The sequence below is a fragment of the Halarchaeum nitratireducens genome (genome assembly GCF_014647155.1).
GTDB lineage: Archaea > Halobacteriota > Halobacteria > Halobacteriales > Halobacteriaceae > Halarchaeum > Halarchaeum nitratireducens.
Map to the genome: position 1 here is coordinate 329367 of NZ_BMOQ01000001.1, position 12149 is coordinate 341515.

The 12149-nt window shown below is 71.6% G+C and carries 16 protein-coding genes; 9 read left to right on the forward strand and 7 right to left on the reverse strand.

Annotated elements, in window-relative coordinates:
* Nucleotides 1-35: 35 nt before the first annotated feature.
* Nucleotides 36-875, reverse strand: coding sequence for a PspA/IM30 family protein (locus IEX91_RS01705; RefSeq protein ID WP_188876758.1), 840 nt, complete (start codon nt 873-875; stop codon nt 36-38).
* Between the two features lie 53 nt (nt 876-928).
* Between IEX91_RS01705 and IEX91_RS01710 the strand changes: the two genes are divergently transcribed.
* Complete coding sequence (locus IEX91_RS01710) at nt 929-1546, forward strand: alpha/beta hydrolase (RefSeq protein ID WP_188876759.1); 618 nt, start codon at nt 929-931, stop codon at nt 1544-1546.
* On the opposite strand, the gene IEX91_RS01715 is transcribed toward IEX91_RS01710, so the two are convergent.
* Both IEX91_RS01715 and IEX91_RS01720 read right to left on the reverse strand, forming a co-directional pair.
* Entirely contained in the window at nt 1536-2546 is a 1011-nt protein-coding gene (locus tag IEX91_RS01715; RefSeq protein WP_188876913.1) for an alcohol dehydrogenase catalytic domain-containing protein, read from the reverse strand. The two genes, IEX91_RS01710 and IEX91_RS01715, sit on opposite strands and share 11 nt — an antisense overlap.
* A 75-nt stretch (nt 2547-2621) precedes the next feature.
* Nucleotides 2622-3638, reverse strand: a complete 1017-nt coding sequence (locus IEX91_RS01720) for an alcohol dehydrogenase (RefSeq protein ID WP_229772758.1) — start codon at nt 3636-3638, stop codon at nt 2622-2624.
* 165 nt (nt 3639-3803) lie between these two features.
* Between IEX91_RS01720 and IEX91_RS01725 the strand changes: the two genes are divergently transcribed.
* The 7 genes from IEX91_RS01725 (at nt 3804) to IEX91_RS01755 (ending at nt 9153) form a co-directional block, all read left to right on the forward strand.
* Nucleotides 3804-5450, forward strand: coding sequence for a CTP synthase (locus tag IEX91_RS01725; protein ID WP_188876760.1), 1647 nt, complete (start codon nt 3804-3806; stop codon nt 5448-5450).
* Entirely contained in the window at nt 5450-6367 is a 918-nt protein-coding gene (guaA, locus tag IEX91_RS01730) for a glutamine-hydrolyzing GMP synthase (RefSeq protein WP_188876761.1), read from the forward strand. The genes IEX91_RS01725 and guaA overlap by 1 nt, the downstream gene beginning before the upstream one ends.
* A 219-nt stretch (nt 6368-6586) precedes the next feature.
* Nucleotides 6587-6901 carry a cupin domain-containing protein gene (locus tag IEX91_RS01735; RefSeq protein WP_188876762.1) on the forward strand — a complete coding sequence of 105 codons (315 nt, stop codon included), beginning with the start codon at nt 6587-6589 and terminating at the stop codon, nt 6899-6901.
* Between the two features lie 43 nt (nt 6902-6944).
* A complete protein-coding gene (locus IEX91_RS01740; protein ID WP_188876763.1) occupies nt 6945-8180 on the forward strand; it encodes a cation:proton antiporter in 1236 nt (411 codons plus the stop codon).
* A 114-nt stretch (nt 8181-8294) separates the two neighbouring features.
* On the forward strand, nt 8295-8462 hold the full coding sequence (locus tag IEX91_RS01745; protein WP_188876764.1) for a hypothetical protein: 168 nt from the start codon (nt 8295-8297) through the stop codon (nt 8460-8462).
* Nucleotides 8463-8516: 54 nt separating this feature from the next.
* Nucleotides 8517-8843, forward strand: a complete 327-nt coding sequence (locus IEX91_RS01750; protein ID WP_188876765.1) for a DUF7126 family protein — start codon at nt 8517-8519, stop codon at nt 8841-8843.
* Nucleotide 8844: 1 nt separating this feature from the next.
* Complete coding sequence (locus IEX91_RS01755; RefSeq protein WP_188876766.1) at nt 8845-9153, forward strand: hypothetical protein; 309 nt, start codon at nt 8845-8847, stop codon at nt 9151-9153.
* Here IEX91_RS01755 and IEX91_RS01760 read toward each other — a convergent pair.
* From IEX91_RS01760 to IEX91_RS01770, 3 genes are read right to left on the reverse strand one after another with little or no spacing between them, the layout of a single operon-like run.
* On the reverse strand, nt 9143-9436 hold the full coding sequence (locus tag IEX91_RS01760) for a hypothetical protein (RefSeq protein WP_188876767.1): 294 nt from the start codon (nt 9434-9436) through the stop codon (nt 9143-9145). The genes IEX91_RS01755 and IEX91_RS01760 overlap by 11 nt on opposite strands.
* A 30-nt stretch (nt 9437-9466) precedes the next feature.
* Nucleotides 9467-10195: a 5-formyltetrahydrofolate cyclo-ligase gene (locus tag IEX91_RS01765; RefSeq protein WP_188876768.1), complete on the reverse strand. Its 729-nt coding sequence runs from the start codon at nt 10193-10195 to the stop codon at nt 9467-9469.
* Nucleotides 10192-10887, reverse strand: coding sequence for a MogA/MoaB family molybdenum cofactor biosynthesis protein (locus IEX91_RS01770; protein WP_188876769.1), 696 nt, complete (start codon nt 10885-10887; stop codon nt 10192-10194). Before IEX91_RS01770 ends, IEX91_RS01765 begins: the two co-directional genes overlap by 4 nt.
* Before the next feature lie 84 nt (nt 10888-10971).
* On the opposite strand from IEX91_RS01770, the gene IEX91_RS01775 reads away from it, so the two are divergent.
* Entirely contained in the window at nt 10972-11235 is a 264-nt protein-coding gene (locus IEX91_RS01775) for a hypothetical protein (RefSeq protein WP_188876770.1), read from the forward strand.
* Between the two features lie 152 nt (nt 11236-11387).
* Here IEX91_RS01775 and IEX91_RS01780 read toward each other — a convergent pair whose 3' ends face one another.
* Entirely contained in the window at nt 11388-12011 is a 624-nt protein-coding gene (locus IEX91_RS01780; RefSeq protein WP_188876771.1) for an isopentenyl-diphosphate Delta-isomerase, read from the reverse strand.
* Nucleotides 12012-12149 lie beyond the last annotated feature (138 nt).

Below are 12149 nucleotides of genomic sequence, written 5' to 3' on the forward strand. Positions count from 1 at the left end.
ACGGCCGGCGACGCCAAAAGCGGTGGTGGCCGGCGTTACGCCTTCGAGTCCTCCTCTTCTTCCGCTTCCTCCTCGCGGAGCGATTCGAGCTCCGCCTCGACGGCCGCCTCGTCGACGGCCGCGTCCGCCCCGGCGCTCGTCGCGTCCGCTTCGCGCGCCGATCCCTTCGACGCGCGCTCTCCCCCGTTCTCGGCGCGCAGCGTCTCCAGCTCCGCCTCCACCTCGCGGTTCGCGCGGCCCGCCGAGAGTTCGCGGTCGATGGCGTCCTCGTCGCTGAACTGGTCTTCGAGCACGCCGCGCTCGGTGAGCTCGTCCATCGCGGCCGCGCGGGCCTCCATCTCCTCCGTGCGCTCCTCGGCGCGTTCGACCGCGCGCCCGACGTCCGCCATCTCGTCGCCGACGCCCGTCATCGCCTCGGAGACGCGGTTCTGCGCTTCAGCGGCCTCGTAGCGCGCCTTCATCGTCTCCTTCTTCGTGCGGAAGCGCTCGATCCGCTCTTGGAGCTGGCTCTTCTTCTCCTCCAGGTCGGACTGGGTGGATTCGAGCGACGCGATCTGGTCTTCCATCTCCTCGATGCTCTCCAGCTTCGCTTGCTTTTTCTCCAGCGCGCGTCGCGCGAGGTCCTCCCTGTCCTGTCGCATCGCCTCGCGCGCCTGCTCGTTGTGTTTCTCGACGTTCTCCTGCAGGCGCCCGCGTTGCACTTCGAGGCGTTTCTTCTGCGCGACGAGGTCCGCGAGCCCGCGCTCGACGTCCTTCAGCTCGTCGCGCATCTGTTCGTACGAGTAATCGAGCGTCTCCGTGGGGTCCTCCGCCCGGTTGAGGATCGAGTTGAGCTTCGAGCGGACGACGTAGGAGGCGCGCGAGAGTAGACCCATAGCCCACCGTAGTGGGCCGAAGGGTAATAGTCCTCACCCGCCATCGTCCGACCGTGACCGATGCGACGGTGCTCGTGCCCGGCGCTCGGCGCGTCGTCGGGACGCTGGACGCCCCAGTTGAGGGGAGCGACGCCTGCGTCGTGGCGTGTCCGCCTCATCCGCGTCACGGCGGGCATCGCGGCGACGCGCGTCTCCGTGCCGTCAGCGACGCCCTCGCGGAGCGCGGCGTCGCGTGCCTCCGGTTCGACTACGGCGACTGGGACCGCGGCCGCGGCGAGCGCGAGGACGCGCGCAACGCTCTCCGGTGGGCGCGCGAGCGCTACGAGACGCTCGGGCTGTTCGGCTACAGTTTCGGTGGCGGGATCGCCGCCCTCGCCGCCGCGAGCGTCGACGTGCCGCTCCGCGGCGTCGCGCTCCTCGCACCCGTCGCCGCGCTCGATGCGGACGATGGTGACCTCGACGTCCCCGACGCCGTCACCGCTATCGACGTCCCGCTGTCCCTCGTCGTCGGGACCCGCGACGCGACGGCCGACTGGCGGCCCGTGGTCGCGGCCGCCGAATCGGCCGGCGCGAGCGTGACGACTCTCGACGCCGATCACGCGTTCGCGGGTGCGACGAGCGAGGCGGTCGAGACGATCGCGCGGTTCCTCGCCAATCGTCTCAGGGCGTGAGAACGGCGCGGAACCGAACGTCCGAGTCCATCATCCGCTGATACGCCGCTTCCGCGTCGTCGAGAGCGAACGTCTCGACCGCCGGCGTGATCGCGCGGCGCTCGCTGAACGCCAGCGTCTCCTCGGCGTCGAGCGCGGTCCCGGAGGCCCACCCTTCGACTGCGCCGCGCGTCCCGACGAGCGCGCCGACGTGGACGTCCACGGGCTCCTCCGGGACGCCGACGGCGACGACGCGACCGTCCGCCGCGAGGCCGCCGACGACGGACTCGATGGCGGGCGCGGAGGGCGCGGTGGCGAGGACGACGCTCGCGCCGCCGAGCGCGTGGAGTCTCTCGGCGGGATCCTCGCGCTCCACGTCGACGTAGTGGTCGGCGCCGAAGTCCAGTGCGTGCTCCTTCTTATCGGTCCCCCGGGAGAGAGCCACCGTCTCGAAGCCGGCCTCGTGGGCGTACTGGATCCCGAGGTGACCGAGGCCGCCGACGCCCTGGACGGCGACGAGGTCGCCCGGTCGGGCGTCGCTGTGTCGTAGCGCGTTGAACGTCGTGAGGCCGGCGCAGAGCAACGGGGCGGCCTCGACGGCGTCGAAGGACTCGGGGACGGCCGCGACGGCCTCGTGGGGAGCGACGGTGTACTCGGCCCACCCGCCGTCGCGCTGGACGCCCATCACGTCGGCGTGCTCGCAGGAGTGGAAGTCGCCGCGGCGGCAGGCCTCGCAGGTGAAGCAGTGACCGCCGTGCCAGCCGACGCCGACGCGTTCGCCCTCCTCCCACTCCGTGACGTCGTCGCCGACGGCGTCGACGCGTCCGACGACCTCGTGACCGGGGACGCGGGGATACTCCAATCCGCCGCCGTAGGCGTGCCCCTCGCGGGCGGCGTCGTCGCCGCCGCAGACGCCGCAGGCCTCGACGGCGACGCGGACCTCGTCGCTGTCGGGCTCCGGGACGGGGAGTTCGCGGGTCTCGAAGGCGGCACCTTCCTCGGGGACGACGACGGCGCGCATCGACTCGTCTGTCATACGCGGCGATGCGGGAGTCGCGAAAAAAGACCTCGGGGTAGGGGCGCGTCGTGCCTCCGCCTACGGTTCGAGGACGGCGCGGAATCGGACTTCGCTGGCGAGCATCTTCTCGTACGCGTCCTGCGCGTCGCCGAGGTCGAACGTCTCGATCTCGGGCGTCACGTCGCGCAGCGCGCTGAACTCGAGGGTGTCCTGCGAGTCCTTCGCCGTCCCGGAAGCCCACCCGGAGACGGAGCCCCGAACGCCGACGAGCGCGCCCGCGTGGACGCCGACGGGTTCGCCGGGGATGCCGACGGCGATGACCTCGCCGTCCGCACCGAGGCCGCCGACGACGGACTCGATGGCTGGCGCGGAGGGCGCGGTGGCGAGGACGACGCTCGCACCGCCGAGCGCTCGGAGCTCCTCGGCCGCGGCCGTCGCCTCCGTGTCGACGTAGTGGTCGGCGCCGAGTTCGAGGGCGCGTTCTTTCTTGTCGGTCCCCCGGGAGAGGGCGACGACCTCGAAGCCGGCCTCGTGGGCGTACTGGATCCCGAGGTGACCGAGACCGCCGACGCCCTGAACGGCGACGAGGTCGCCCGGCCGAGCGTCGCTGTTCCGCAGCGCGTTGAACGTCGTGATGCCGGCACAGAGCAGCGGTGCGGCGTCCGCGGCGTCGAGTTCGTCCGGGACGGCCGCGAGCGCCTCGTGGGGGGCGACGGTGTACTCCGCGTAGCCGCCGTCGAAGTCGAGGCCGGTCACCTTGGCGTGCTCACAGTTGATGAAGTCGCCGCGGCGACAGGCCTCGCAGGTGAAGCAGTGACCGCCGTGCCAGCCGACGCCGACGCGTTCGCCCTCCTCCCACTCCGTGACGTCGTCGCCGACGGCGTCGACGCGTCCGACGACCTCGTGACCGGGAACGCGGGGATACTCGATGCGCGGGTAGAGCCCTTCCTTCGTCATCTCGTCGCTGTGACAGACGCCGCAGGCCTCGACTGCGACGCGGACCTCGTCGCTGTCGGGCTCCGGGACCGGCTTCTCGACGACGTCGAAGTCGGCCTCCGCCTCCGGAACCTCGACCGCGCGCATGGTGTCGTTCATACCTGAGGGGTCGGGCGGCGCGCTGTTAGTGTTGCGGCTACGGGCACTACGGACCGCCTTCGGTGGACGAACGTCCGTCGAACGAGTTATTCGGTGGCGTGGCATATCGTCGCACGACGCGGACGCCTCCGAAACCGTTTTGACCGTTTCGGCCGCAGACGCGGTATGCCGCAGGAGACCGGATACGACCCCGATCTGGGGAACAAGTTCGTCTTCGTCACCGGCGGCGTGATGTCCGGCCTCGGGAAGGGCATCACCGCCGCGAGCCTCGGTCGCCTCCTCACGAACGCGGGCTTCGACGTCACCGCCGTCAAGGTCGACCCGTACCTCAACGTGGACGCGGGCACCATGAACCCCTATCAGCACGGCGAGGTGTACGTGCTCAAAGACGGCGGCGAGGTCGACCTCGACCTGGGGAACTACGAGCGCTTCCTCGACGTCGACATGACCTCCGATCACAACGTCACGACCGGGAAGGTCTACCAGGAGGTCATCGAGCGCGAACGCGCCGGCGACTACCTCGGGAAGACGGTACAGGTCATCCCGCACGTCACCGACGACATCAAGCGCCGGATCCGCGAGGCCGCCGAGGGGACGGACGTCTGTATCGTCGAGATCGGCGGGACGGTCGGCGACATCGAGGGGATGCCCTACCTCGAGGCCTTACGACAGTTCAGCCACGAGCAGGACGAGGAGGACCTCCTCTTCACGCACGTCACGCTCGTTCCGAACTCGAAGAACGGCGAGCAGAAGACGAAGCCCACGCAACACTCGGTGAAGGAACTCCGGAGTATCGGCCTCCAGCCGGACATCCTCGTCGGGCGAAACCCCGAGAAGCTCGCGGACGACGTCCGCGAGAAGATCGCGCTCTTCTGCGACGTCCCCACCGAGGCCGTCTTCTCCAACCCCGACGTCGAGGACATCTATCACGTCCCGCTCGTCCTCGAAGACGAGGGTCTCGACGAGTACGTCATGGAGCGCCTCGCCATCGCCGAGGACGCCCTCCCCGCCGCCGAGCGCTCCACCGAGTGGCGCGACATCGTCACCCGGGACGCGACGGGTGAGGTCGACGTCGCCCTCGTGGGGAAGTACGCCCTCGAGGACGCCTACATCTCGATTCACGAGTCGCTCAAGCACGCCGGCCTGGAGAAACAGGTCGACGTGAACGTCCAGTGGGTGGACGCCGACGAAATGGGCGACGAGCACGAGGAGCGCCTGCGGACCGCCGACGGCGTCGTCGTCCCCGGCGGCTTCGGGGCACGCGGCACCGCCGGGAAGCTCGACGCGGTCCGCTACGCCCGCGAGCACGACGTCCCCTTCCTCGGGCTCTGTCTGGGCTTCCAGCTCGCCGTCGTCGAGCACGCACGCAACGTCCTCGGCCTGGAGGGCGCCCACTCCGCCGAGATCGACCAGGACACGCCCCATCCCGTCATCGACCTCCTGCCCGAGCAGTACGACCTGGAGGACCTCGGCGGCACGATGCGCCTCGGCGCGCACGTCACCGAGATCGACGAGGGCACGCTCGCCGAGCGCGTGTACGGTGCCACCGAGTGCACGGAGCGCCACCGCCACCGCTACGAGGTCAACCCCGAGTACATCGAGCGCCTCACCGCCGACGACCTCACCTTCTCCGGGCACGCCGGCAACCGCATGGAGATCGTCGAGCGCGAGGACCACCCGTTCTTCCTCGGGACGCAGTTCCACCCCGAGTTCCGCTCCCGGCCGAGCCGGGCGAGCCCGCCCTTCGTGGGCTTCCTCGACGCCGTCATGGAGCGCGCGGACGTCGCCGCGGGCACGGAGGTGACGCAGTAATGGTCGACGTCGAATCCTTCGTCGACGACGCGAAAGCGGAGATCCGCGAGGAGCTCGGCGACTCGACGGCGATCATCGCGCTCTCCGGCGGCGTCGACTCCTCGACGGCGGCCGCGCTCGCCTACGAGGCCGTCGGCGAACAGCTCGTCCCCGTCTACGTCGACACCGGCCTGATGCGCAAGGGCGAGACCGAGGAGATCGAGGAGGTCTTCGGCTACATGGAGCGCCTCCGCGTCGTCGACGCGACCGAGCGGTACCTCGACGAGCTCGAGGGCGTCACCGACCCCGAGGAGAAGCGCCACGTCATCGGCGAGCAGTTCATCCGGGAGTTCGAGACCGTCGCCGAGGAGGTGGACGCCGACTACCTCGTACAGGGCACCATCTACCCCGACCGCATCGAAAGCGAGGGGAACATCAAGTCCCATCACAACGTCGGCGGGCTCCCCGACGTCGTCGACTTCGACGGCCTCATCGAACCCCTGCGCGACCTCTACAAGGACGAGGTCCGGGAGGTCGCGCGCCACCTCGGCCTCGAGGAGATCATCAGCGAACGGATGCCGTTCCCCGGGCCCGGCCTCGCCGTCCGCGTCGTCGGCGAAGTCACCCCCGAGAAGGTTCGCGTCGCCCGCGAGGCGACCGCCATCGTCGAGGACGAACTCGAGGAGTACGACCCGTGGCAGGCGTTCGCCGCCGTCCTCGGCCGCGCGACGGGCGTGAAGGGCGACAACCGCGTCCACGGCCACGTCGTCGCCGTCCGCTCCGTCGAGAGCCGCGACGGCATGACCGCGCGCGCCCAAGAGCTCGACTGGGAGACCCTCCAGCGCCTCCAGAGTCGGATCACCGGCACCGTCGAGGACTGCTCGCGCGTCGTCTACGACGTCACCCACAAGCCGCCGGCGACCATCGAGTACGAGTAAGCACCGCCTTTTTCCCTCGTCGGGTTTCCTCGGGCCTTCGGCTCCTGCGGGGACCCCCTCCTCGCACACACACGGTCCGCGTGAACGGAGCGAACGCGGGGTCGGCGAGACCGTCGGTTTCGCAGAGGGGAAAACGGCCGCGAGCGCTCCGCGACCGCGTTACCGACTCCGTTACCGGCGTCCGCCACGTCTTTCTTCTCACCCCGCGACGACTCGCGTATGGACCGCTACGACGACGTCGACACCGACGCCGGCGACGGCGAGGTCGTGACGACCGAACTCCACTACTCGCCCGACGTGCTCGTGAAGGCGTTCGCGCTCGGTCCCGGCGCGGCGGTCGACCCCCACGAGCACCCCGGGCAGACGAACGTCTTCCACGTCCTCGAAGGCGACCTCGTCGTCGTTCGCGGGGACGAGGAGGAGCGCGTCGGCGCGCCCGCCGTCGTCCCCTTCGAGCGCGGCGTCCCGCACGGCGCGCGCAACGAGAGCGACGAGGTCGCGGTGTTCACGGCGACGATGGGGCCGATGGAGTGAGCGAGCCACCACCTTTGATAGCGGTCGCGCCGCTCCCGTCGGTATGACCGGCGCCCCCGATCCGCTGCTCGGCGTGCTCGCGACGCTGACGCTCGTGCTCGTCGCCGCGCACGGCCTCGGCGCGCTCGCCGCGCGCGTCGGGTTCGCGCCCGTCGTCGGCGAACTCCTCACCGGTCTCGTCCTCGGCCCCGCGGCACTCGGCCTGCTCGCGCCCGCGCTCACGGGCCTCGTCGTCCCGATTCCGGCGTGGCTGGACGTTCTCGCGTCGCTCGGCCTCGTCCTCCTGCTCCTCCTCGCCGGCACTGAGGTCGACGTCGCGGCGCTCAGGCGCCACGCGTCCGCGACGGCCGCCGTCGCCGCCGGCGGGTTCGTCGTGCCGTTCGTCGCCGGCATCGGCGTCACCCTCCTCTTGCCCCCGGACGCCCTGCCGGCGGGCGTCTCGTCGCTCGCGGTCTCGCTCGTCGTCGGGACGGCGCTCGCAGTCTCCGCCGTCCCCGTCACCATCCGCGTTCTCGTCGACTTGGACGCGCTCGACCGCCCGGTCGGCCAGCGAACCCTCGCGATCGCCGCCGTCGTCGACGCCGTCGGCTGGCTCGTCTTCTCCGTCGTCGCGGACGCCGTCCGAACGGGCGGCGTCGACGCGCTCCGGGTCGGTCGCACGCTCCTCGTCCTCGCCGGCTTCGTCCTGCTCGCCGCGACGGTCGGCCGGCGCGTCGTCGACGTCCTCCTCGAACGGGCGGCACGCGCACGCTCGCCCGCGCTCTCCCAGTTCTCCGCCGTCGTCCTCGTCGGGTTCGCGACGACGGCCGCCGGCCTCGCCGTCGCCGTCGAAGCCGTCGTCGGCGCGTTCACCGCAGGGGTGCTCGCCGGCCGCCGCCTTGACGAAGCGGCCGGCCGCGTCCTTCACGTCGTCGCGCTCGGCCTGCTCGCCCCGCTCTTCTTCGCCACCGCCGGCCTCCGCGTCGACGTCGGGACGCTCCTCACGCCCGGCGCCGCCGGCGTCGCCGCCCTCCTACTCGTCGTCGCCGTCGCCTCGAAAGCCGCCGGCGTCGCGCTCGGCGGCGCGCTCGCTGGCCTCTCGCGCGCCGAAATCGCTTGCCTCGCGGTCGGCCTGAACGCCCGCGGCGCGATGGAGATCGTCATCGCAAGCCTCGGCCTCGCGCTCGGCGTCCTCAGCCCGACGCTCTACGCCGCCATCGTCGTCGTCGCCGTCGCGACGTCCGTGGCGATGCCGCCGCTCCTCCGCCGCGCGCTCGTGCGTCTCCCCGCCGACGCGTAGGCTCGCGGCGCGCCTCGCTCCGGCCGTAACGTCCGTTGTCCCGAGACGCGCACGGCCGCCCGTACGGGAGCGTCGGAGACCGATACCGCGTCGGTCGACGCTCCGACCGACCACGTGCTCACGCAGGAGGAAGTGCCCGGCGGTGCGCTCGTCTTCCCCGCCATCACCGCCGTCGACCACGTCCGCTTCCTCTGCCTCGCCGTGGTCGGGGCTGCCATCGGCGGCTCGGTCTCCGTCGCGCTCCTCAAGTACGGCTACGCCCTCCGCGGCCCCCGCGAGTGACCGGCCGCATCGCGTACTCGCCACCTTCTTAGGCGCTCGCGTCTATCCCCGTGCATGAACGTCGTTATCGTCGGTCCCGACCGCGGCCTCGGCGACGCCCTCGCCGCGCGCGGTGCAAGCGTCACCCGCCTCGAAGGCGTCGCGTCGGGCGAACGCCTCCGCGAGGTCGGCATCGAGGACGCCGACCTGCTCGTCGTCACGGACGTCGGCGAAGCCACCGCGATCCCCGTCGCCCTCGAAACGAACCCCGACCTCCGCACCGTGGCGTACACGGACGACTCCGTCCCCGAGTTCGTCCGCGGGCAACTCGACTTCGCCGTCGATCCGGCCGTCCTCCCCGTCGAGGCCATCGCGGAGGAACTCACGCCGACGCTCGGCTGAGATGGTCTCGCTCCCGTCGCTCCCGCGGCCGTCGGCGCTTCCGTCGCGCCCCACGCTCCCGCGAGTGCCGCGGCCGTCCCGTTCCGACCTCGCGGCTGCGCTCCGCTCGCTCCCCCGACTGTCGCTCTCGTCTCTCACGCGTGCCGCGTCACGACCCGGTACGCGCCTGCGCCCGTCCGCCGAGACCGTCGACGCGACGCTCGCGCTCGCCGCGCTCGGTGCCGGCGTCGGCGTCGTCGCCACGGCCGTCTACACGGCCGCGCGGGCCGTGTTGCCGCTCGCCCTGCTCCGCGGTCTCCTCACCCCGTGAACGACGGGAGCGGGACCGCGATCGGCCGCTCGGCGTCCGTCGGCGTGCCGTTCACGTCCGCCGCGTACGGGCTGACGTGCTCCCAGCAGACGAACGTCGAGACGCGCCCCGCCTCGTAGAGGTAGAAGTCGGCACCGGCGGGACAGACCACGCACCGCGGCGCGTCGTCCAGCGCGGCGAGCGCCGCGTCGCGGACGGCGCGCGCGGCCGGGCCGGGCCCGTCCGCCCCTCCACCCGTCGCGTTCTCCGCCCCGTCTGTCCCGCCCGCGCCGTCCGAGGACATACCGCACACTTCGGCGGCCTGACTGATAAACTATCGGTCGCTCTCGGCCGCCAGCTCCGCGAGAATCGGGATCTCGGCGCGGTCCTCGTCGCTCACGGCGTCCCAGTCGACCCCCACCGGGCGGGCGTACGGCGTGTCGGTGTCGACCGTGCGCTCGGGCGTGACGACGAGGTCCATCGGGACGTCGTGGTCGGCTACCGGCCACGTCGCCGCCTCGACCACTTGGCGCTCGTGGACCGTCGTGGCGACCGTCGTTTCGTCGTCGACGAGACCCAGATCGACGAGCACCCCGAACTCGACGTCGCTGAACCCTTCGCCCTTCCCGACGCGCGCCCCGTCCTCGCTCACTGCCACGCTCCCCGAGAGCACGAGATCGACGTGCCCCAGTGCGGCGGGGCGGACGGCCTCCGCGTACTCCTCGACGTTCGAGAGCGCGGGCGCCCGATCGTACTCCGCGGGATCGATGCGCTCGGGGTCGAGTTCGAGGAAGCACTCTGGATCGCGCAGGCGCGGCACCGCCATGTAGAGCGTCTTTCCGTCGCGGAGCGCGCGCCGCCGCGCCGGGAGCTGGGGCGCGTCCGGGTTCGCCTTCACGACGGCCGCGTCGCGCCAGGCGTCGGTCGCGGCGAGTCGCTCGGCGGCCTCGTCCGCTCCGTCGAAGTTCGGGATGCGGCCGTGCGGCGGGAAGGGGAAGCGAGCGATCCCCGCCGACTCCAGCGCGTCCCAGACGCGCTCGCGGACGTCGCTCTTCGCGTTCACGTTCCCGAGGTCTCCTCGACGTCGCTCGCGTCCGACGCACCGTCCCCGGTACGCCGCGCCAGTCCGACGAGGTGTGAGAGCTCGGGCAGGATCACCGCCGCGGTACCGAGGCGGACCGCGCTCTCGCTCCCCGGGAGGCAGAAGATCGGCACGCCGCTCGCGACGCCCGCCTCCGCGCGCGTCCCGACGACGCGCGTCCCGATTTCCTCGTAGGAGAGCCGGCGGAAGAGCTCGCCGAACCCCGGGAGGCGCTTGTCGCAGAGCGGCCGCACCGCCTCGACGGTGACGTCGTCCGGCGTCACGCCCGTCCCGCCGGTCGTCACGATCGCGTCGACGTCGCCGTCGCGGGCGAGGCGATCCACCGTCCCCTGCACGTCGTCGAAGTCGTCGTCGACGACGTCGCGCGCCGCCACCTCGTGGCCCGCATCCTCGACGAGCGCCGCGATCGCGTCGCCACTCGGGTCGTCGTCCGCATCCCGCGACGACGACACCGTCACGACGCCCACCGCCGCCGTCTCGACGTCGTGGGCGTGGTGGTCGTCATGCTCGTGGGCGTGTGCGTCGTGTCCGTGGTCGTCGTGATCCCCGCGTGCGTCGTGCTCGTCGCCACGGTCGCCGTGCTCGTCTCCGTCGTCCGCGTCCGTCGCTCCGTCGTCCGCGCGCCGCGTGTCCCGCGACTGGAAGTCGACCATGTCCCTCGTCGCCCCGCCAGCGACAAAGCCGTTGTCCGTCGCGGACCGGCAGGGATTTGGGCTCGCACTCGAATACTGCAGCGTATGGCACGCGAGCGCGACGACGAGAGCGGGACGTACCTCCACGACCCCGTCACCGTCGCCGACGACGAGGAGGGACTCGACGACCGCCAGTCGTGGATCCTCGTCGCCACGCTCGCCTTCGCCGGCCTCGTCGCCCCCGCCGCCGTCTACCTCTGGCCGCCGTCCTTCCTCGGCTTCCGGAACGCGTACATGGCCGTGGCGATGGTGCCCGCGTTGATCCTCGCCGTCGTCGCGCTCTGGTCCGTGCAGGCGACGCGCTCGTAACCACCGAGTCTCCCGATCTCGTTCCTCGACGCCGCGCTACGCACGCACGACTCGGCGCGTCCCGTCCGCGAAGCGAAGCCCACGGCTCCGCGTTGCTACGAGCCACGCCTCTCGGCTCGCTTCGCTACCGACCCGAGGACGGGAAGGCCGCGTTACTCCCGCGGACCCCCGGCGACCGGGTCCGCCTCGCCGGTGTGGTCACGGCGGAGCGCGATGTCGAACCACGGACAAAAGCGCAGTTGTCGGTAGTGACGCGGGTTCGCCCAGAGGTCCTCGTAGTCCGCCCAGAGGACCCCGCCGACCTCCTCCTCGTCGGGGTCGAGCGTCGTGTCGTGGAGCGTCGCCTGCAGGACCGCGCAGACCTCCCACTCGACGCCCTCGTCGTGGTAGTGGCGCTTGTACTCGAAGCGGTCGGTCACTTCGAGATCGTCGTACTGGTCGGGCGTCACGCCGAGCTCGTCCTCGAGGCGCTCCTTCGTCGCCTCGACCTGCGATTGGCCCTCCACGGGGTGGGAGGCGACGGTGCCGTCCCAGTGGGTGTCCCAGAGGCGCTTGCGCGCGGCGCGCTGGGCGAGGAGGACGCGCCCGTCCTCGTCGAAGAGGAGGCAGGTGAACGCCCGGTGGCGCACGCCGTCGCCCATGTGCGCGTCGAGGCGGTTGACGAGCCCCTGTGGCTCGTCGGCGTTGTTCACGGCGACGACGTCCTGTCGTGCGTTCTCGACTTCCTCCGCGGTCCGGACGTACTCGCCCTCGCTCCCGGCGTCTGCGTCGCTCATGGGGAATGGGAGGACGAGGCGCTACAAATGGTTTCGGACTTCCGTCCTCTCGGTGGGGACGAAGGCGACGCGGGCGCGCTCGGGGATGTGGACGCGCCCGTCGCCGCTCGCACGGTAGTGAACGGCGGGCGTCGACGT

Bases quoted from the DNA above. Each gene is read 5' to 3' on its own strand.
- IEX91_RS01705 (WP_188876758.1), bottom strand. From the start codon at position 875: ATGGGTCTACTCTCGCGCGCCTCCTACGTCGTCCGCTCGAAGCTCAAC.
- IEX91_RS01715 (WP_188876913.1), bottom strand. From the start codon at position 2,546: ATGCGCGCCGTCGTCGTCCCCGAGGAAGGTGCCGCCTTCGAGACCCGC.
- IEX91_RS01720 (WP_229772758.1), bottom strand. From the start codon at position 3,638: ATGAACGACACCATGCGCGCGGTCGAGGTTCCGGAGGCGGAGGCCGAC.
- IEX91_RS01725 (WP_188876760.1), top strand. From the start codon at position 3,804: ATGCCGCAGGAGACCGGATACGACCCCGATCTGGGGAACAAGTTCGTC.
- guaA (WP_188876761.1), top strand. From the start codon at position 5,450: ATGGTCGACGTCGAATCCTTCGTCGACGACGCGAAAGCGGAGATCCGC.
- IEX91_RS01735 (WP_188876762.1), top strand. From the start codon at position 6,587: ATGGACCGCTACGACGACGTCGACACCGACGCCGGCGACGGCGAGGTC.
- IEX91_RS01740 (WP_188876763.1), top strand. From the start codon at position 6,945: ATGACCGGCGCCCCCGATCCGCTGCTCGGCGTGCTCGCGACGCTGACG.
- IEX91_RS01750 (WP_188876765.1), top strand. From the start codon at position 8,517: ATGAACGTCGTTATCGTCGGTCCCGACCGCGGCCTCGGCGACGCCCTC.
- IEX91_RS01755 (WP_188876766.1), top strand. From the start codon at position 8,845: ATGGTCTCGCTCCCGTCGCTCCCGCGGCCGTCGGCGCTTCCGTCGCGC.
- IEX91_RS01760 (WP_188876767.1), bottom strand. From the start codon at position 9,436: ATGTCCTCGGACGGCGCGGGCGGGACAGACGGGGCGGAGAACGCGACG.
- IEX91_RS01770 (WP_188876769.1), bottom strand. From the start codon at position 10,887: ATGGTCGACTTCCAGTCGCGGGACACGCGGCGCGCGGACGACGGAGCG.
- IEX91_RS01775 (WP_188876770.1), top strand. From the start codon at position 10,972: ATGGCACGCGAGCGCGACGACGAGAGCGGGACGTACCTCCACGACCCC.
- IEX91_RS01780 (WP_188876771.1), bottom strand. From the start codon at position 12,011: ATGAGCGACGCAGACGCCGGGAGCGAGGGCGAGTACGTCCGGACCGCG.